Source organism: Apibacter sp. B3546 (genome assembly GCF_009827885.1).
Lineage (GTDB): Bacteria > Bacteroidota > Bacteroidia > Flavobacteriales > Weeksellaceae > Apibacter.
The window spans coordinates 83,035-104,261 of the sequence record NZ_WINW01000033.1; the positions used below are offsets into that span (position 1 = coordinate 83,035).

Sequence of the window (21,227 nt, forward strand, 5' to 3'; positions counted from 1 at the left end):
AAAGAGTTCAGTTTATAACTGAACTCTTTTTTATGGTAAAAATTTAAATATGTTAAATTTGGGTAAGGCGTAATGTGTTTGTCAAACTATTCGCAAAAGAAGGCATTGCATTTAGGTTGATTACAAAATCACCTGATTTAATATACCCTTTTTGCTTAATATTATTGTTAACCTCAACAACTGTTTCATCAGTACTGTTCGCTCCTTCATATAAATACGCTTTAACGCCCCATAGTAAGCTTAGCATATTGATTATTCGTTTATTGGATGTATAAACTATAATATTAGCTAGTGGACGATGGGATGATATTTGAAATGCTGTATATCCTGATTGAGTTAAAGTAATAATAGCTTTCGCTCCTACTTGTCCAACCATAACTGCAGCATTGTAGCAAATCATATCAGTTATATAACGCTCACTGCCTTTTTTTGGATAATGCAAAGGTATTTGAATACGGTGATCATCTTCTACGCTTAAAATAATTTTAGACATGTTCTCAATTACTTCAACCGGATGCTTACCTACTGAGGTTTCTCCACTTAACATAACCGCGTCAGCGCCATCTAATACAGAATTAGCTACGTCATTAACTTCCGCTCTGGTAGGTGTTAACCCGTCAATCATGCTTTCCATCATTTGAGTTGCTATGATCACAGGTTTACAGTGAGTTTTACATATGCTAACCAAATTCTTTTGAATTAAAGGAACTTTTTCCATCGGAATTTCAATTCCTAAATCTCCTCTGGCCACCATGATTCCATCTACAACATGAACTATTTCTTCAATGTTAGTTATAGCTTCCGGTTTTTCAATTTTTGCTATAATTGGGATTTTATGATCACAGTGTTTCTTAATTAAATTTTGTAAATCTATAACATCCTCTTTATGTCTAACAAAAGAAAGCGCAATCCAATCAAATTCGTATTTTATTGCAGTTATCGCATCTTTAATATCCTTTTCCGTTAAAGCCGGTAAAGAAATTTGAGTATTTGGTAAGTTAACTCCTTTTTTAGATTTTAACGGACCTCCTTGAATAACTTTTGCTACTACTTTATCTGTTAAATTAGTTTCTAAAACTTCAAAAATTAATTTTCCGTCATCCAAAAGTATTCTTTCTCCCACTTTGACATCTTTAGCAAATTGGGGGTAACTCATATAGACCTGTTTTGCGTCGCCTTCTATATTTTCATTGGTAAACGTAATTGTATCTCCAGCATTAACAATTGTTCCTTCTTTAACAATACCTACTCTAAGTTTAGGCCCTTGTAAATCGGCTAATAAGGCTACGCTAAAGCCATGTTCTTCATTAAGGTCTCTAACTGTACGTACCCATTTTTCAACAACTTCTTCTTCTGCATGAGAGAAATTCACTCTAATTACATTTACGCCTGCTTGGAACATCTTTAATAATGTATTCTTATCTTCAGATGCAGGACCAATAGTAGCTACTATCTTCGTTTTTTTTCTAAATCCACTCATTATGTAGGTAATATCAAATTTTCTAAATTTTTTATTTTAATTTTATCTATATTTATTTCACTAAATTTATAAATATTTTTAAGATTTCCCAAATTTATATAGAATTCTTCATCTAATATGACATCTGATTTTAAGAAATAATTGTAATATTTATATTCAGGGATTAAAATTTTAACTTTTTCGATCTGGTCAAAAAAACTTTCGTTTTCATGTATGGTTTGAGGAAAGGAGAAGTTACTTATTAATTCTAATTTTTGTTTAGTCTTTTCGTGGAAAAACCTATAAATTGAGAAAATATAAGTAATCCCATCTTCTATTATTTGCTGGTCATTGACTCGCTTAAAATTAAGGTTACAATTCTTATTTAAATAGAATACAAAATCATAATCTTTATTAATACAGGTTTTAAATCCTAATAAATTAAAATCAAATATTGGATCATTTACTTCCCAATCTAAAGAATATGTTTTTAGTATACTCATTTATTTTGCAGAGAATTATAATACTTGCTAAGACTATGATAGGCTCTTCTGGAAGCGCTCTCTTCGGCTTTTTTCTTAGAAGTAGCTCTTCCTTTAGCAATAATCTTATTATCCAGTTGAATTATAGAATTAAAGATTAATGATTCTTCTGCATTTTCTTCTTGAAAAGTATTAAAAATAATTTCGAGTTTATTTTTTTGAGCCCATTCAATAATCAGACTTTTGTAACTTGCAATTCTTTTTTCAAGCTGTTCAAAGTTTTCTTGCTTAATGAGTGTTTCTTTAATAAAATTTCGACAAAATTCAAATCCACTATCTATATAAATTGCACCAACTAACGCTTCATATAAATTTCCATTTATATTTTCGCCCAAACTTGTATTTTGCCTCTTTTGAAGAAAAGAGGTTAATTTTAAATCTGCTCCTAAAACATTTAAGGATTTTCGACTTACCAGTTTGGATCGCATCTGAGTAAGATAACCTTCTTTTTTATCAGGTGCTTGATGGTATAAATAGTCAGATACTATACTTGATAATATGGAATCTCCTAGAAATTCTAATCTTTCGAAATTCTTATTATCATTTGTATTAATTGAGGAATGAGTAAAGCACTCATAGAAAATCGACAGGTTGGATGGTTTATATCCAATAAGATTTTCAATTTTCTTATTAAAAGTTATTTCCTCTTTTTTTTTAGAATTTTGTTTAAATAAATATGAACATAAAAGTATTTTTTTCCAAATACTCATTTGTTAGTAATCTCTTATTTTAAAATTTCTTTAAAATAACACATGCATTATGACCTCCAAAACCAAAAGTATTACTCATTGCATAATTTACTTGTTTTTCTTTTGCTACATTAAAAGTAAAATCTAATCTTTTATCAAACTCTTCATCGTCAGTAAAGTGATTGATTGTAGGCGGAACTTTATTTTCTCTGATAGCCACAATACAAGCCAAGGCTTCAATAGCACCTGCAGCACCCAATAAATGACCGGTCATTGATTTGGTTGAATTGATCTGGATGTTATACGCATGTTCACCAAATAATTTTAGGATAGCTTTTGATTCAGCTAAATCTCCCAATGGTGTTGAAGTCCCATGGACATTAATATGGTTGATATCTGTTAATTCTATTCCGGCATCCTCAATAGCATTTTTCATAACATTATATGCTCCTAATCCTTCAGGATGCGGGGCTGTCATATGATAGGCGTCGGAACTTAATCCTCCCCCAACTACTTCGGCATAAATAGTAGCCCCTCTTTTTACTGCATGTTCGTATTCTTCTAGAATAAGGGTTCCTGCTCCTTCTCCAAGAACAAATCCATCTCTATCCTTATCAAAAGGTCTAGAGGCAGTTTTAGGATCATCATTACGAGTAGACATAGCGTGTAAAGCGTTAAAACCACCAACACCACTTGCTACTATCCCGGCTTCAGAACCTCCTGTTATAATTACATCTGCCTTACCTAATCTTAATAGCATTAAAGCATCAATTATAGAATTGGAAGAAGAAGCACAAGCTGAAACAGTTGCATAATTCGGCCCTCTAAATCCATATTCGATTGAAATAAGACCTGCGGTCATATCTGCAATCATTTTTGGAATGAAGAATGGATTAAATCTAGGGGTTCCTTTTCCTAAAGCATAAGCGGTAATTTCTTGCTCAAAAGTGTTTAAACCACCTATTCCGGATCCCCATACAACTCCTACTCTATCTTTATTTAAATCAGAATATTCTAATATTTTACTATCGATTACTGCTTCTTTGGTAGAAATTAACCCAAATTGAGCACATCGATCATATTTGCGAATATCTTTTTTTTCAAAATAATCCTCTGGATTATAATTCTTTACTTCGCAAGCGAATTTTGTTTTAAAATTTGTTGCGTCAAATAGAGTAATTGGACTAGCCCCACTAACTCCGCTTAATAAAGCTTTACAGTATTCTTTAAAATTATTTCCGATTGGAGTTATTGCACCCAGTCCAGTTACTACTACTCGTTTTAAAGCCATACTTGAATGTGTCTTTGTGTAAATTATTGTTTGTTTACTTCTTCAATATAAGAAATGGCTTGACCAACTGTTGAAATCTTTTCTGCTTGATCATCAGGTATTTGAATATCAAATTCCTTTTCAAACTCCATGATTAATTCTACTGTGTCTAATGAATCTGCCCCCAAGTCATTTGTAAAACTTGCTTCTGGTGTAACTTCGCTTTCATCTACTCCTAGTTTATCTACGATGATAGCTTTTACTCTTGATGTAATGTCAGACATAACCTTTTATTTTTTTATTATAGTTCAGTCGGCAAATATAAAAATTTTTTTACTATAATAATATTTTTTAATACTTTTTGATTGAAATGCTCATTCTTCAAAGAATTTATTGCAATTTTATTAACCTTAAAATCAACACATTAAAATGCATTTAAATAGTACTTTAAATTATTAATAATTTTTATGTTTTTCTGTCATATTTTATTAAATTATAGTTAACAATTACAATAAAGTATCATTTAAAAAATTTTCTTTCAATGTAATTTAGCGAATCATAAACTCCTTTTCCATACTTATATGAAGAAATATAATGTGCTTTTTCTTGTAAAGATTTTACCGCATTGTTTACTGCACATCCAAAAAAAGAATTTGTAATCATTTCCAAATCATTATAAGAATCGCCAAATGAAAAAATTCTACTTTCCATATTTTTTACTACCTCTTCTACTGCTAAATATTTATTTATATTTGAAGAAAATATTTCTATGTAAGAATTTGATGAAGTAGTTATGTGAACCCCTTTAAGATTGTTTTTTAAATCTTCGGTTACTTCTTTTAAATTTTTTTCTTCAACAATTAATATTTTTAATACCTCTTGAAAATTATAATCTTTTAAAGGCAATGCCTGATGATTAACTCCTTTTACTTCTTTGCAGTAAACTTCTGTTTCTAAAGATGATGCATACCAAGCTTCTTCTGTGTAAAACCATAAGTTTAAATATTTCTGCTTGACTTGCAAAAAATATTTTATGATATCAAGAGATATGGGATAGGTTTTAAATGTCTTGTTTTTATATAAAATATGTGCTCCGTTTAATGCAATTATATAATCAATGATAAGGTCTTCCGGTGAATACATGCTTATAATTCCTTGAAAAGGGCGGCCGGATGCTAATATAACTTCACCTAATTTTAAAGCTTTTTGTAAAGCTTTAATTCCATAAGCATCTAAGCTAGGTTTGCATGGGGCAGTTAATGTTCCGTCAATATCTGTAACAAATATATTTTTCATAATATTTTACTATTTCTTAAATTTAATCAATATTATCTGAATTATAAGTTTTGATTACCTTTGAGATATTAAATATTTAGTATGTTATCTTCTATACCCTTAAAACAAATTTTATTTCTTGATTTGGAAACCGTTCCTCAACATGAAAATTGGAACGAATTATCTGAAAGAACTAAAGTTTTATGGGAGAAAAAAACTCAATTTCAAAGGAAAGAAAATGTTTCCCCGGAAGAGTATTATTATGAAAGAGCAGGAATACTTTCTGAATTTGGTAAAATTATATGTTTATCTTGTGGATTAATTATCGAGGATAAAAAAATTCGTATTAAAAGTTTTTATGGTGATTACGAAGAAAAAATATTAATCGAATTTAATGAATTATTAAAATCAAATTATTTTAAATCCAATTTGATTTTATGTGCTCATAACGGTAAAGAATTTGATTTTCCTTATCTCGCCCGGCGAATGATGATTCATCAAATAGAGCTGCCTAAAATTTTAAGATTTCACGGTAAAAAACCATGGGAAATTCAACATCTTGATACTATGGATTTGTGGAAATTCGGAGATTATAAACACTATACATCCCTGGATTTATTATCTCATGTTTTTGGATTGCCTTCTCCTAAAGATGACATGAATGGCAGTGAGGTATCTGATGTATATTATAAAGATAAAAATCTAGAACGTATAAAAACATATTGTGAAAATGATGTGATAACGCTTATAAATGTATTTCGTAAAATGAGATATGAATCCGTTCTTGAAAGAGAATAAATTTGTTTATTTATTTTCAACCCGCAATTTATTGTTTTCCAAAAAATAGAAACATGTCTGATAATTAGCTATTGCTTCATCAGCTACAGAAGTATCAATGGATTTTGATTTTTTCATTTGAGTTCCTTCTATCACATTATATTGTTCAATTTTTTGGTTGGGTGATAAAACAATTAATTTATTATCTTTTAAATATCCTAATTTCTGATAGGTTGCAATTAATGCCCGTGGTTGATAAGAAGAGTCAAATACATCTTGCCCATAAAAACGTGATGAATAGGAAAAATGTAATTTACCAAAAAGTGTAGGCATAAGATCAATTTGGGAAACCAGTTTAGAAAACTTTTCCGGTTTTATAAATCCCGGAGAATATATAATTGCTGGTATTTTGTATTTATCCAAAGGAATATCTTCTTTACCGGCACTTGAGGCACAGTGATCTGCTACAAATACGAATACTGTATTAGGGAACCAAGGACGTTTTTTTGCTTCTTCGATAAATCTACCAATAGCATAATCCGTATATTTTACTCCTCCTTCTCTGGATTTACTGGTATTAGATATATCTATTTTCCCTGAGGGATAGGTAAATGGCCTATGATTACTTACTGTCATAATGTGTCCGAAAAAGGGAGACTTATTTTTACTATTTTCATCAAATACATGGATTGCTTTCATAAACATATCTTCGTCACAAACTCCCCATATATTAGCAAAAGTTATTTCATCTTTTTTAAAAGAACTTCTATCTATAATATTATATCCATTTCCTTCAAAAAAAGTATTCATATTATCAAAATATCCATATCCACCATAAAAATATTGAACCGTATATCCTCTGCGTTTGAATAAATACCCCGTAGAAAACATATGATCATTGTTATTTCTTTTTATTAAGCTTTCACCGGGTGATGGCGGGATACATAGGGTAACAGATTCTAAACCTCTAACTGTTCTATTACCGGTAGCATACATATCAGTAAAAAAAAGTCCTTCTTTTGCCAATTTATCTAAGTTAGGTGTCAAATTTTGAGTATTTCCAAATTCCGTTAGAAAACCGGCACTCATACTTTCAATGGTTACAAGAATAACGTTTTTATGAAGTTCCGGAAGAGTATCCTTTATAATTTTGGTATTATTATTTACAGACCATTCATTATCATAAATTTTATTAATTAGTGAAAATGTTTTTTGTAAGGGCAATTTTGCATAAAATTTATCATAGTTTAAGGAACTGTCGCTATATGCATTACAAAATCGAACTAATCCATTTGCTTGTAATTCATTTACAAAAGCATTATCTGAATTTTCATACTTTTCATTTACTTTTAAAAGAAAAATCGCACCTATAAATAGTATTATATAAACTATACTGTTTATTAATTTTGTTTTAAAATTAGGTAAATCTTCAAAATAATTTTTGGATTTTTTGAGATAAAATATGGTAATCAATACTGAGATTACTATTAATGCAGAAAACATGGGAATAATAGGATAGGACTCTAGAATATTCCCGATTACCTCATTGGTATATATTAGATAGTCAACAGCTATAAAATTATATCTTACCCCGAATTCATTCCAGAATAAAAATTCACTGATTACATTGAAATTAATTAAAAAAATGTATAAAAAGAAAATAAAAAAGTATATGCAATAACGCCATGTTTGCCTTATTTTAGGGATCAACAGCAATATTATATATGATGAAGCTTTTATTAGTACAAATGTTTTTATTATTTTAGGAACAGCACTTCCATAATCATCAAAAACCGTTTTAAAAAGAAACAAATAACCAATTAAAATCAAAAAAAGACATAATATAATGTATTTAAAAGGTGATTTAAATTTTGAATCGGTAATGAAGATTAGATGGATCCAAAAAAAAACAAAAATTAAAATTGATACACAAAAATCATTAAGTAAACCAACAGAAAATATTTTTAAATAATCAATAAATGAAAAATTTGAATCAGTAACAGGTGAAAAGAGAAGAACAATTCTTAAGATTAAACCAACTATTATGTAAAAACTTGAAATCTTTATAAATGGCGCTACTAACTTTTTCATTAATTATTTATCGTATTTTCTTTAGTTTATTTATTATTTATTAAATGAAACGTATTAATTTTTTTATACTATTTAAAATAACGAAAAAAAAATTATTAATAGTATAATCAACTAATAATTACTATTTTTTCTCAATTATTGTAAATAATCAAATATATAAAATTATTATAATTCACAACTTGTTTGAAAAATAATTATGGAATTTTTAAATTTTAATTTAAGCATTGCTTGAATTATTTATTTAATTATTAAGCTTATTTTTAAAAATATCTTTTTAAGACTTTTTTCTTTACTGATTAATATTCTCTAATACTATAATTATAAACTTCTTTAAATAAAAAAGGGTAAATTAATTTACCCTTTTTTATCAATTAAATTTATCCATTTTATGGATTAGTAAATGATTTATTCTTCTATTCTAAAAAGAAATCTAAAGAATGAAAAAAATTTAATTCTTATTGTATGAAAATTTATTTAGCATGTATCCACTAAAATTTTCTTTTACTTCCAATAATTCCATTGTAAACCATCAAAAATCGCTATACATTGACTTGCTGTATCATAACAAATCATTCCCGGATGTGGACTTTTTACATTTAAATGAGGATCGGAAATTTTTGGTAAAATTAAAGCTTTATCGGCCGCCTCTAAGACTAATACTCCTTCGGGTGTTGAACTAGTATAATCTCCGATGACAACCCCATTTCCTTTTTCAACAGAATCATTAAACTTAACATTGGAAACACTACCTGTTCCTGTTAAATCCATCCAACTATCATTTATTTTCACTTTAACTACTGCATCTTCTTTATCCATTATAAAAGTTCCATCAACCGCTTTCTCCGGTAACGTTTCAACGATAGGCAATAGTATACCTTTAGTAGTCCCTTGACTAAAATCTAAAATTCCACCTTTATCCACCTTCTTTTTACCAATAGCAACTTGCGCGTTTAAAGTTACTGTTAGGAGCAATATAAATAAGATCAATATTTTATTTTTCATATCATTTTTCATTTTTGTGAGTTAATTTCAATTTTTCTCGTCAAAAAATTATTGAGGACAAGTTCTTTCTATACAATGCCATTCCTCACCGTTATACAATTTAATACATTTATCCGTAGTATCATATATAACCATTCCTTCAACTAGTTTTTCCTGAGGAATTAAATCAGAACTTGTTCTTGTAATTACAAAACCTTTATTTTTTGATTCCAAAACTATAAATCCATTGTAAATATTAAAAGGCCACCCTTTCAACTCTTTTTCAAGAGTGGTAATTCCTATTTTAGAAACTTCAGTTGAAGGTTCCAGGTTAGGATCTAATGTACAAAATGGAACAGGTGTACAGAATGAAACCAAAACAAAGTTGTTACCGTCTATATCAATGGAGGCACAATCAATTTCGGAAGATGTCGTCATATCTATATTTATTTCCATTTCCGTAAAATTATTAGGCAGAATTTCAGGCGCTTTAATTTTAAAGCTTAACGTATGATTTCCATTCGGTAAGCTAAAGTCTTCTATTTCGAACTCATTATCTTCAATATCTTCTGTGTTAATTGTACCGTCCGTCATAATAAATGAAGATTTTAAACTTCCTTTAACATATTTAAAACCTTCACTAAATGATGCATTTAAGGTTACATTATCCAATAAAGAATTAGGATTGTTTATATCCATTGTAACTAAAATGGTATCGTCTTCTGCAATACAAGTTTTATCCACTCTAAGATCGCTTATTATAACCGGACTTGGTAAACCTGCTGCAACAGCATTTACAGTGGTATTACCACAACCATCTATAACATCACAACTTTCATAGGTTACATTTTCATCATTACGATTTAAATATTTTATAGAAGCCCTTGTAAAATAGGATGCTGTTTTATCTTCTGTAAATTTTGCTCTTGCCGTAACAATAGTTGTAGTTCCACCGGGAACTTTTATTCCTTTTATAGAAAGCAAATCACTGTCTCCATATTCTTTAGTTTCAGTTGTAAACTCTCCGTCTTCAATATTTAAAGATTCTTTCACCCATTGCATACCTTGCGGAAGTTGATCCGTTAATTCTATTATTTTGGATTCGCAATTGGTATTCATTATTTTAAATATAAAAGGCACCTCTTCACAGGTAAGGGTGGATTCAGCTACTTTAAGCGTAAATGCTAGACCATCTTCATTAACTTCCACCGGCTTTGGACAATATAGCTTTATAGCTCCAATACCTATCATTTGTGATCCCGTCGCAGGACGCCTATTATAATGAACTTTATACTCAATAACTATCTTCTCGACAGCTACGGAAAAATCTACTAAAACTTTTCCTCTGGCAGAAGTATATCCTGAAGATCTATAACCACCCGTAGCTTTTGCTGTTGCTATATTCTTATCAATAGTATAAGAACTTTTCTTTTTAGGTGCAACGTACATAAGCTTTGGTTTAACAATTCCTCCTCCGCAAATTCCGTAAACATTAATTTCATCAGACCTATACGCTTGGGTATCAATATCAAATATTTCAAACATTGCAGCAGCGGCTCCTCCGGTAAAAGAAATGGTAGTAGTGATAGGTTCTTTATCTTTATCAAAATTTCCATATCGGTAAAATTGCAAGGTTTTACCACTTCTTCTCGGGTACTTATAGCGTAGAACTTTGCCCGGATCTGAAATATTAATATTGGCAGAGAAATCATCTCCTAAATCAACCGTTTTATCTAGCTGACCATTATTTGCCGCTCCTTTCCAAATTTGGGGTAGATCAATGGTTTTATATCCACTGAAGCTGCAATTTGTACAAACTCCATCTGACTTAACAGCCCCAAAGGTAAAATAGGTAGTATCTTCTGTAAATTTATAATTAAATTGAACTTTATTATCTACCCATTCGCCGGGTATAGTATAAGCCCAATTTTCATTTTTAATATCATCGTCAGAATTAGCAATTAATAAATAAACTCTATAATTTTGATTAAAAACGAATTCATCTGCAGACTCATCAGCTGATAAAATAACCGATTGTTCATCTAAATTGGTTTTATTTACTAACCATATTCGATTCATTCTTCTGTCTAATCCTCCACAAATAGATTGTGATAGCTCACTTAAATCAGTAGTACCGGTATCTCCATTATGTCCCCAAAATAATCCACTTAGATCATTTTTTAATACAGACTTTTGCCCTTGTCCACATTCGGTACTTTCACCGGCTTGAATAGTTACAATTGACTGAACATCAGTAGATCGAGCTTTGTTAACAAATATATTTGAATTATCATCACGTACCAAACCGGCTACATTTCTATGATAGTCAGAATAAGGCCGTGTTGATCCTTTCCAAACTTTAGTTTTAATGTCTGATAATATGTAATCAGTCGGTTGTTTTTGTAATTGCACTGTTTCCTCACCCATAGTTATATACTTAGTTGTATATAAAGTAATAGCATATTTCATTGCTAAATAGGTTTGTATACGAACTTTTTCATCTTTACTTAACTTTCTTTCATAAAAAAACAATTCGGAAATTAATCCATCAAAAAGCCCGGAATTCAAACTGGCTGCACCTATAGTTCCTCCACTAGCCATTAAGAAATCCGAACCAAAGTTAGATTCCGGCCTAGATAATGTATCAACAATACCTCCAAAATCATGTTCGATTAAAGGAAATTTCGGATCTATACCTTTATAAGCTTTACTAAGCCTGGTCATATGCAAGGCTGTAGCTCCAAATTCGAATCCTTGTACTGTACCTTGAGTTACAGCTATGGAAGTTGCTATTCTTCCTGTTCCATGATTTGGATTGAAACCTACCGCCGGGTGTCTGGATTTTACCGTAACTGGATCCACTCCACCAAAGCCGTGAGTGTAGGTTCTAACTGATGATGGAGACGCGAAGCTATTATAAATGATGAAAGAAGTGGTATGTTCCGGCGCATTAGTACTCATAGGCCCCTTATTTATAGCAAGTGCAGAATTTTGACTAAAATATATGCTTGGAAAGAAATTCATTTTACTATTACATGAATCATACACCGGCTCTATTTTATTTTTATTATCCACTAATGAAAAATAATAATCGTTTTCATTAACGGTTTGGTCTTTCCAAATCAATAATTTAGAACTTTCCCCATCAAACACTAAACTATTCTTATCATCTGCTTTTAACCACAATCTTAATCCATTCAATACTCCCCCCGGAGCAAATCCGTATAAAGCATAACTTATATAATCTCCATCATTAATTTCAACATTTTTGGCAACTTTATTTTCCACCACATAAAATCTGGTATTTTTGGGCTCAAATTTTCCATCAGGAGAAACTAACATGATCTTTGCCGTCAAACTTGGTTGTATATTTACTACGTAGGAACCGGATCCTGATGTCTGTGCTTTTAAAGTCACCTGATTCCTATAATCGATTCTAAATGGCAATTTACCGTTCGCATAAGCAGTGCCTTCAAGATAATTATAATCTAATAAATAATCTTCTAACCCATTAGAACCTAACATCAAATAATCTTTGTTTTTCAAGGTTCCGTTACCTAACTTATTCATATCTGCGACTTCATTACCAACAAAAATGGTCATAAGGTCTCTATCGTAACTTACAGATTGCTTTTGATATAAATCAGAACTATCATCTCTGGCTATACCAAAAATATCATGATTAAATCCTGCATTTATTTTACCATCCCAAACTTTGTTCCCATAAGAGTCATAATAATTCGGTTCAGATTCACTATGTAATGTAATTCCATATTTAATCGCTAAATAAGAATTAATTCTATTAAAGTCTTTGGAATCTATGGGGGTTCCTTTATTTCCAGAAAGAACAATTATTTCCTGAACATTTCCTACAAAAGGATTGAAATTATTTAAAGTTTTAGTATAGAGTTGTCGAGCTCCGATAAGACTTATCGCCGGAATTTTATTTTCCATATCATATCCGTAAAATGTATTGGAAATACCATTGAATATAATTCTTTGTTCAACATATTTATCATTGGTTCGTTCAACTGCTACTACTCCATACGTTTTATTTATACTATTGTAATGTGTTTGAACAGTATTAGACGGATTATACCCATTGGTTAATGCGGGATTTCCAAAATACCATCCTTGGTTATTATCATTATTGGTATTACTATAATTACTGTTTAAAGCATATAATACAGATAATCCGCTAGTATTTATTTCGGATACATAGAATATGTAGTAAGATTTATCTGAACTAAAAAAACTTGGAGCTGTCAATACCGGAATTGTAGAATTTGACTGACCGGTATTAGTAAATTGCAAATGTGAATGATAATTCATTAATCCTTTTTGATTACGAATAATAGGTCCTGTAAACTCTTTAGCATCAGTAATGACCGAGTGGTCTCGTTTATATACTGAAATATCTTGCCAAGTACTAATTTCAGTACTATCTTCTTCAGTGCTTGGTATATCATCAGCTCGTAACCAAAGTTCTGTTAGTAAATTTACACCTCCCGGATTAGGTCGTCCACTGGTAAAAGAAACGTAATCATCATTCTCTATCTCAACTCCTTTAACGATTCCGTCATTAACAGGATAAATACGAGTTTTTGAAGGATCAAACGTTTCAACAGAACTAACTATAACATATTTAGCATCAACATTTAATTTCATGTTGACAGTTAGACTTTTAGTTCCTGTAACCTTCGTTTTTAAGGTTCTTTTTAATTTAAAAAATATATCTTCACTCAATATGCTGTTAGAATATTTTTCTCCTTGCAAATGTTCATACCGTTCTACACCAATCTCATCATTAGATCCAAACATCAAAAAAGTGTTATTGGTTAAAGTTCCATTATTGTTATCATTTAATTCTGTTAATTCATCTCCAACATAAGCGGTTAAAGTTGATAAATCAAAATTAGTTGATTGTTTTTGATATAAACCGTATTGATCATCTCTTCCTAAACCAAATACATGGTTTTGATAGGACATGAAATTTTCTCCGTCCCAAATTTTTTCACCTTTTGAATTAACATAATTTGGAAATGATATCTCGTCAGCTGATTCTAAAGAAATACCATATTTAACGGATAAGTAAGAATGAATTTTTTGTAAATCCATATCTGTTAAATAGGTATTTTGAGGGGCAGATAATACAATTATTTCTTGTATTTCACCTTCAAAAGAATTTAGATTTTTTACATTTCCAGCTCCCACCACACTCTGTCCATCTCCCAGCTTTATTGAATAGGATCTAAATGTGTTTTCGGGAATAGAGTTGAAATAGAGCATCTGGGTTAAAGTTGTACTATTAGGACGAATTATCCCGACTATACCATAATTTTTACCTTGACTGATTTTACTTCTATAAGTTCCGCCCGCTGTAGTAAAATATGGAAACCCGGTAGACCAACCCGAATAATTATTTCTCGCAGAATTTAATGAATAAACGTAATGTATACCTGTAGGTTTATCTAATATTGATACATAAAATACATAATACGCTTTACTTGCAGATATTTTTAAATCTGGCCCCGCTAAAAAAGCTTTAGATCTTGGTTCAAAATACATAGACGGTTGAAAATTCATTAAATCCCCGGTTTTTTTATACACCGGCAAATTTTCATTAACTTTCTTATGATCTCTTCCATTACCGGATACATCCTTCCATAAATCCACCGGTTGATTATCCATCAATGAGCCGACTCCCCCTTCTTGAGGCCGGTCTGCTTTTAACCATAACTCTACATTGCTATCAAACCCACCGGGACTTTGTCCCAACAAAAGCACGGGTATTACAAAATAAAATAAAAATGAATAATAAGTAATTGATCCATAACTAGCTTTTCTTTTCATATAATTTAGTTTTTTATACAGTTATAATTCTATTGATTTAGATAGAATTTTAGCCATACATCAATTCATTATAGTAATATATTTTAAAAAATTATTTAGGGCTTAATTTATCTTCTATAATAAACAATGATTTATTATTTATTATCTGCAAAGAATAAAAATGATATTAACAATATATTATCTAATCAATTATAATGTATGTTTTTTAACCTGCAAATGTAACAAAGTATTAACAAAGAAAATAAGCATTATACACATTAAATGTACATTATATCTCATTTAAAATTATAAGTAGTTAATTTTAAATACCTTAGTTTTTAACGCTTATTTAATATTTTATTAAAATAATTTTAAAATATGAGATATATAAATTTTTATTCTGCTTTAGAAACATATTTATTTTAAATAAATAAAAATTTAAATTGCACAATCAAAAAAAACAACTTATCTTTGTAGGATTTTAAAAAATCGATTTAATAAAAAAGTTTGTATAATCACACTAATTAAATCTTTTGAATAACTCTGAATCATTACCTAAAACAATAAACAAAAAAGGAAGAATTACTTTTTATAAAAAGTTTATCCCTCTACTATTCCAGATTCAGGGCAAGAAATCATCTTTAGAAGATACCGGAAATATTTTTTTTAAATATTCATTTAAAACATCTTATTATTTAAGATGTTTTTTTTTATTTTTAAAAAGCAATAATAAAAATTACACTATTATAACACCAATTAAACTAATATATAAATAATGAATCATTTTATCACTTTAGAAAATCTTGATCTAAGTTTGATTGAGGAATTAGTGGATGATGCGATAAGCTTTAAAAAGAAAAAAGCTTTTCCAAATCTGTCTAATCATTATATATCCAACCTTTTTTTCGAGAACAGTACTCGAACCAAACTCAGCTTTGAAATGGCTGAGAAAAAAACAGGAATGGAAATTATATATTTTGATGCAGAAAGTTCAAGTGTAAAAAAAGGTGAAACTCTTTATGATACAGTTAAAACTTTAAATTCCATAGGGGTTGAATGTTTTGTTATAAGACATATGCAAGATAGATTTTATGACGATTTAATTACAAAAATAGAGGTGCCCATCATTAATGCCGGTGATGGTTGCGGAGATCACCCTACCCAATCTTTATTGGATTTAGTAACCATATATGAGGAATTCGGTACTTTTAGAGATCTGAATATAGTAATTGTTGGCGATGTGATACATAGCAGAGTAGCTCATTCAGATGCTAAAATTTTAAAAAGACTGGGATCTTCTATAACATTTGCGACTCCGGAATTTTGGAGAGATTCCAGCATGACTATGGGAACCTATGCTTCTCTTGATTCAGTAATACAAGAAGCAGACGTTGTGATGTTATTAAGGAATCAAAACGAAAGACATGCGAAACAATATGACGAAAAAAATTTTTTAGAATTATATGGATTAACAAAACAGAGAGCCGATAAAATGAAATCCTCGGCAATCATTATGCATCCGGCACCTATTAACCGTAATGTTGAGATTGATGAGGATCTTATCGAATCTTCAAAATCAAGAATATTTACGCAGATGACGAATGGAGTTTTTGCCAGAATTGCTGTGCTAAACTATGTTTTTAATTCATAACCATATTCAAACCACTATAATAAATTAACAACCCTTGAAAAGAAAATTAGTATTAGAAAACGGATTAGTATTTAATGGCGAAGGCTTTGGGAGCGACCAATTCACAATCGGTGAAGTTGTTTTTACCACAGGTATGACCGGTTACCAAGAAACTTTATCAGATCCTTCCTTCCACAAGCAAATTATTGTTTTCACCTATCCATTAATAGGGAATTATGGAATTAATTCCAGCGATTTTGAATCCCTTAATTCTTTTGTAGGTGGAATTATCGTTCATGAATACGCTGAAACAGAATCTCACTGGAAAAGCCAAATGAACATCGATTCTTTTTTGAAAAAACAAAATATTCCCGGTTTAAGCGGTATTGATACCCGCGCCTTGGTAAAAACTATACGAACCAAAGGCAGTATGAAAGGTAAATTCTGTGATGAAAATGAAAACATTGATGAAGTAATTAAATCTTTACAAGAGACCAAGTTAGGACATCACGTTCCCGAAGTATCTACACCAAGAGCCTATAGTGCTCCTGCAGAAGGACACAGAATTGTATTGATAGATTATGGAATGAAAAAAAGTATTTTAAAAGAATTATGCTTACGAAATTGTGATGTAGTGGTAGTACCTTATAATACAGATTCAAGCTCTATATTAGAATTAAACCCCGATGGAATTATGCTTTCCAATGGTCCCGGTAATCCGGAAGAATTAACCGAATCTATAAATACTATAAAAGAATTGAGCGGTAAAATCCCGATATTCGGAATTTGCTTAGGTCACCAATTATATGCTCTTGCACACGGAGCTAAAACTTTTAAGATGTTATTTGGACATAGAGGAGCCAACCATCCGGTAAAAGAACTTGCCACTAACAGAGTGTATATAACTTCTCAAAATCACGGATATGTAGTTGATGAAGAATCTTTACAAAACACAACTTTAGAAGTAACGCATCGAGCTTTAAATGACGGAACTATAGAAGGATTACAGGATAAAAAGAATTGGGCATTTACTGTCCAATATCACCCCGAATCCAGTCCGGGGCCTCATGATAACGAATATTTATTTAACCGCTTTATGTCTATGGTAGAAGAATTTAAAAATAAATAATAAAATTCTTTATATCCGAATAGTTAAGCACTATCGAATTATTACTAGGTTAAAAAGGATTAATGTAAAAGAATTAGTAAAAATTCATATAAACTGAAGTCACTACTTCAAACTAAAAATTAAAAAAACAACATGCCAAAACGCACAGATATAAATAAAATTCTTGTAATAGGTTCAGGACCTATCATTATCGGACAAGCTGCCGAATTCGATTATGCAGGAACCCAGGCTTGCCTGGCTCTTAAGGAAGAAGGATACAAAGTTGTTCTTGTTAATTCGAATCCTGCAACGATCATGACCGATAAAGAAATTGCCGATAAGGTATACATGGAACCGTTAACATTAGATTTTCTTCAACAAATTATTGCATTAGAGCGTCCCGATGCGTTGTTACCATCTTTGGGAGGACAGACCGGACTTAATCTTGCCGTTGAATTAGCTAAAGCAGGTACGCTAGCCCAATATGATGTTGAAATTATCGGAACCAAATTATCTTCCATTGAGCAGGCCGAAGACAGAGATTTGTTCAAACAATTAATGGAAAACATTAATGAACCTATTGCAGAAAGTATAATTGTTAATGACGTGGAGTCATCGGTGGAATTCGCTAATCAAATTGGTTATCCGATAATTGTTAGACCTGCTTTTACTCTGGGAGGCACCGGAGGTGGAATAGCAGAAAATGAAACCGAACTAAGGGAAATTACTGATTCCGGATTAAAATACAGTCCGGTTCATCAATGTCTTATAGAGAAAAGTATTGCCGGATATAAGGAAATTGAGTATGAAGTAATGAGGGATGCCAATGACAATGCCATAGTAGTTTGTAATATGGAAAATTTTGATCCGGTTGGAATACATACCGGAGATTCCATTGTTTTCGCTCCTAGTCAAACATTAGCAGATCAAGAATATCAATTACTTAGAAATTCTGCATTAAAAATAATCCGCGCTTTAAAAATTGAAGGAGGTTGTAATGTTCAATTTGCTTTAGATCCTTCTAGTAGAGATTATATAGTCATCGAAGTAAACCCAAGAGTTAGCCGTTCGTCTGCATTGGCCTCTAAAGCTACCGGATATCCGATTGCAAAATTGGCGGCTAAAATTGCGGTAGGATTAACTCTGGACGAAATGAAAAATCCGGTAACTAATACTACTTATGCTTGTTTTGAACCTTCGCTGGATTATGTTGTTGCCAAAATCCCTCGATGGCCTTTTGATAAATTTCAAAGTGCCAACAGGCATCTAGGAACTCAGATGAAAGCCACCGGTGAAGTTATGGCTATAGGAACTTCAATTGAAGAATCATTATTAAAGGCTGTACAATCTTTGGAAATAGGTTGTTTGCATTTAACTAAAAAAGATATGACGCCGTATGATCCTACGACATTGGAAAAGAGACTTAAAAATGCCGATGATGAACGTCTGTTTTTAATTGCCGAAGCTTTACGAAACGGTGTAAGTATTCAAAAAATACATGAAATAACCAAGATAGACCTATTCTTCCTGGCTAAAATATTACATATCATCAATATTGAAAATGAAGTAAAAGAAAAACCAAAAAATATTGAGGTTTTAGCAAAAGCCAAAAAATACGGATTTTCTGATTGGGAAATTGCCCAATTATGGAGCATGGAAGAAAAGCAAGTGTATTCTTTGAGAAAGGAAAACTCTATTATTCCGGTGTATAAAATGGTCGATACGTGTGCTGCTGAATTTATATCCACAACCCCATATTTTTACAGTACTTACGGTATTGAAAATGAATCGGTACGTTCTGATAAGAAAAAAGTGATTGTATTAGGTTCCGGACCTATACGAATCGGACAAGGGGTGGAATTTGATTATGCTACCGTACACAGTGTTTTAGCCCTTAAAGAGTCAGGATATGAAGCTATTATCATCAACAGCAATCCGGAAACCGTTTCTACAGATTTCAGCATTTCTGATAAACTTTATTTTGAACCTCTAACCAGAGAATCCATCACTTCTATTATAGATTTAGAAAAACCGGACGGTGTTTTAGTTCAATTTGGTGGTCAAACGGCCATTAACTTGGCTCAAGCTGCCATAGATGCCGGAGCAAAAATATTGGGTACTACGCTGGAAGATATAGATCGAGCTGAAGACCGTAAAAAATTCGAAGAACAATTAAACGAATTAAATATCGCTCGTCCTAAAGGCGATACAGTATTTACGTTAGAAGAAGCCTTACATGTAGCTAATTCCATTGGGTATCCGGTTGTTATTCGTCCTTCTTATGTTTTAGGAGGAAGAGCCATGCAAATTGTATATCAAGATTCTGAATTGGAAAGATATATGAAAGAAGCGATCAATGTTCATGAGAAACAACCTATTCTAATTGATAAATACTTAATTGGAAAAGAAATTGAAGTAGATGCAATTTCCGATGGCGAAAATGTTTTTGTTCCCGGAATTATGGAACACATTGAAAAAGCCGGAGTTCATTCCGGAGATTCTATTGCTGTATATCCTTCCCAAACATTAACAAAAGAAGAAAAAGAAGAAATTATCAGACAAACCCAAGCATTAGCCAGAGGATTTAAAATCATTGGATTAATGAATATACAGTTTGTTTTAATGAGCGGAAAAATATACGTTCTGGAAGTTAATCCGCGTTCCAGCCGAACCATTCCATTCATGAGCAAAGTAACCGGTATTCCTTTAGCAAAAATAGCAACAAAAGCTGTTTTAGGGCAATCTTTGAAAGAGCAAGGTTATGCTATGGATTGTTATTCGGAACCTCGCAATATATACATTAAAGCCCCTGTTTTTTCATTTGCTAAATTACGTTCTGTAGATATTACGTTAGGCCCTGAAATGAAATCGACCGGTGAGGTTATTGGAAAAGATACCACTTATGAAAGAGCTCTTTATAAAGCTTTAAGAGCGGGTCAAATCAATATACCTATTTTAGGAAATGCCATATTCACAGTAGCAGACAAGGATAAAGCCGAGGCTCTCCCATTAGCGAAGAGATTTTATGATATAGGTTATACAATTATGGCTACCGAAGGAACTGCCAAGTATTTCCGAGATTATAACATTCCTGTTGTTGAAATTAACAAGATTGAAAGTGAAGACAACAATATTGTTAAAATTATGCAACAAGGAAAAGCTCAATTTGTTATTAATACACTTTCTAATGACGGTACGGCTCAAGAAGACGGCTTTTTAATTCGACGAAATGCTGTTGAAAACAGTGTGGCTTGTTTTACTTCTTTGGATACTACCGCCGCCGTAATTCAAGTATTAGAATCAATAGTATTTGATATTAAACCTTTTTAAATTTAAATTTTATAAAATATACATACAAAAAAGCCCTGTAAAAACAGGGCTTTTTTGTATATATAATTTTTCAATATTTGTTTTTATTTCTATAATAGTATCTTTTCATATCTGATTACGACTAATATAAATACACAATATGGTAAAAGTATCGCTTATTCAAGCTCTATTTTTATCTAGTAAAATACATTTTATACCACTTAATTACGTTTATCGTAAAACTTATTGTAATACATTTTTTAC

General features: G+C 31.1%; 13 protein-coding genes. 4 read left to right on the plus strand and 9 right to left on the minus strand.

Annotated features, from left to right (window positions below; all coding sequences use genetic code 11):
- Nucleotides 1–52 precede the first annotated feature (52 nt).
- From pyk to GFU93_RS06425, 6 genes are all read right to left on the minus strand, one after another.
- Nucleotides 53–1,480, minus strand: coding sequence for a pyruvate kinase (pyk, locus tag GFU93_RS06400; protein ID WP_160568143.1), 1,428 nt, complete (start codon nt 1,478–1,480; stop codon nt 53–55).
- On the minus strand, nt 1,480–1,962 hold the full coding sequence (locus GFU93_RS06405; protein WP_105296288.1) for an IPExxxVDY family protein: 483 nt from the start codon (nt 1,960–1,962) through the stop codon (nt 1,480–1,482). The genes pyk and GFU93_RS06405 overlap by 1 nt, the downstream gene beginning before the upstream one ends.
- Nucleotides 1,959–2,711: a ribonuclease III gene (rnc, locus tag GFU93_RS06410; protein ID WP_105296289.1), complete on the minus strand. Its 753-nt coding sequence runs from the start codon at nt 2,709–2,711 to the stop codon at nt 1,959–1,961. Before rnc ends, GFU93_RS06405 begins: the two co-directional genes overlap by 4 nt.
- Nucleotides 2,712–2,730: 19 nt before the next feature.
- Nucleotides 2,731–3,981 (minus strand): beta-ketoacyl-ACP synthase II, encoded by a 1,251-nt coding sequence (gene fabF / locus GFU93_RS06415; RefSeq protein WP_160568144.1) that lies wholly within the window; start codon nt 3,979–3,981, stop codon nt 2,731–2,733.
- Nucleotides 3,982–4,004: 23 nt separating this feature from the next.
- Nucleotides 4,005–4,244, minus strand: coding sequence for an acyl carrier protein (locus tag GFU93_RS06420; protein WP_055424989.1), 240 nt, complete (start codon nt 4,242–4,244; stop codon nt 4,005–4,007).
- Between the two features lie 235 nt (nt 4,245–4,479).
- Complete coding sequence (locus tag GFU93_RS06425; RefSeq protein WP_160568145.1) at nt 4,480–5,256, minus strand: HAD-IIB family hydrolase; 777 nt, start codon at nt 5,254–5,256, stop codon at nt 4,480–4,482.
- Nucleotides 5,257–5,337: 81 nt separating this feature from the next.
- On the opposite strand from GFU93_RS06425, the gene GFU93_RS06430 reads away from it, so the two are divergent.
- Entirely contained in the window at nt 5,338–6,033 is a 696-nt protein-coding gene (locus GFU93_RS06430) for a 3'-5' exonuclease (protein ID WP_160568147.1), read from the plus strand.
- Nucleotides 6,034–6,039: 6 nt separating this feature from the next.
- Here GFU93_RS06430 and GFU93_RS06435 read toward each other — a convergent pair whose 3' ends face one another.
- From GFU93_RS06435 to GFU93_RS06445, 3 genes are all read right to left on the minus strand, one after another.
- A complete protein-coding gene (locus GFU93_RS06435; RefSeq protein ID WP_255448659.1) occupies nt 6,040–7,824 on the minus strand; it encodes an LTA synthase family protein in 1,785 nt (594 codons plus the stop codon).
- 780 nt (nt 7,825–8,604) lie between these two features.
- Nucleotides 8,605–9,105: a hypothetical protein gene (locus GFU93_RS06440; protein WP_160568151.1), complete on the minus strand. Its 501-nt coding sequence runs from the start codon at nt 9,103–9,105 to the stop codon at nt 8,605–8,607.
- A 48-nt stretch (nt 9,106–9,153) separates the two neighbouring features.
- Entirely contained in the window at nt 9,154–14,937 is a 5,784-nt protein-coding gene (locus tag GFU93_RS06445; protein WP_160568153.1) for a hypothetical protein, read from the minus strand.
- A gap of 754 nt (nt 14,938–15,691) precedes the next feature.
- On the opposite strand from GFU93_RS06445, the gene GFU93_RS06450 reads away from it, so the two are divergent.
- The 3 genes from GFU93_RS06450 to carB all read left to right on the plus strand — a co-directional run bounded on the left by GFU93_RS06450 (nt 15,692) and on the right by carB (nt 20,984).
- Nucleotides 15,692–16,567, plus strand: a complete 876-nt coding sequence (locus GFU93_RS06450) for an aspartate carbamoyltransferase catalytic subunit (protein ID WP_160568155.1) — start codon at nt 15,692–15,694, stop codon at nt 16,565–16,567.
- A 34-nt stretch (nt 16,568–16,601) separates the two neighbouring features.
- Nucleotides 16,602–17,675, plus strand: coding sequence for a carbamoyl phosphate synthase small subunit (locus GFU93_RS06455; RefSeq protein WP_160568157.1), 1,074 nt, complete (start codon nt 16,602–16,604; stop codon nt 17,673–17,675).
- A gap of 132 nt (nt 17,676–17,807) precedes the next feature.
- The gene (gene carB, locus GFU93_RS06460) at nt 17,808–20,984 is read left to right on the plus strand and encodes a carbamoyl-phosphate synthase large subunit (protein ID WP_105296298.1); all 3,177 of its coding nucleotides are present in this window, start codon (nt 17,808–17,810) and stop codon (nt 20,982–20,984) included.
- The last annotated feature ends 243 nt before the right edge of the window (nt 20,985–21,227 follow it).

Bases quoted from the DNA above. Each gene is read 5' to 3' on its own strand.
- pyk (WP_160568143.1), bottom strand. From the start codon at position 1,480: ATGAGTGGATTTAGAAAAAAAACGAAGATAGTAGCTACTATTGGTCCT.
- GFU93_RS06405 (WP_105296288.1), bottom strand. From the start codon at position 1,962: ATGAGTATACTAAAAACATATTCTTTAGATTGGGAAGTAAATGATCCA.
- rnc (WP_105296289.1), bottom strand. From the start codon at position 2,711: ATGAGTATTTGGAAAAAAATACTTTTATGTTCATATTTATTTAAACAA.
- fabF (WP_160568144.1), bottom strand. From the start codon at position 3,981: ATGGCTTTAAAACGAGTAGTAGTAACTGGACTGGGTGCAATAACTCCA.
- GFU93_RS06420 (WP_055424989.1), bottom strand. From the start codon at position 4,244: ATGTCTGACATTACATCAAGAGTAAAAGCTATCATCGTAGATAAACTA.
- GFU93_RS06425 (WP_160568145.1), bottom strand. From the start codon at position 5,256: ATGAAAAATATATTTGTTACAGATATTGACGGAACATTAACTGCCCCA.
- GFU93_RS06430 (WP_160568147.1), top strand. From the start codon at position 5,338: ATGTTATCTTCTATACCCTTAAAACAAATTTTATTTCTTGATTTGGAA.
- GFU93_RS06440 (WP_160568151.1), bottom strand. From the start codon at position 9,105: ATGAAAAATAAAATATTGATCTTATTTATATTGCTCCTAACAGTAACT.
- GFU93_RS06445 (WP_160568153.1), bottom strand. From the start codon at position 14,937: ATGAAAAGAAAAGCTAGTTATGGATCAATTACTTATTATTCATTTTTA.
- GFU93_RS06450 (WP_160568155.1), top strand. From the start codon at position 15,692: ATGAATCATTTTATCACTTTAGAAAATCTTGATCTAAGTTTGATTGAG.
- carB (WP_105296298.1), top strand. From the start codon at position 17,808: ATGCCAAAACGCACAGATATAAATAAAATTCTTGTAATAGGTTCAGGA.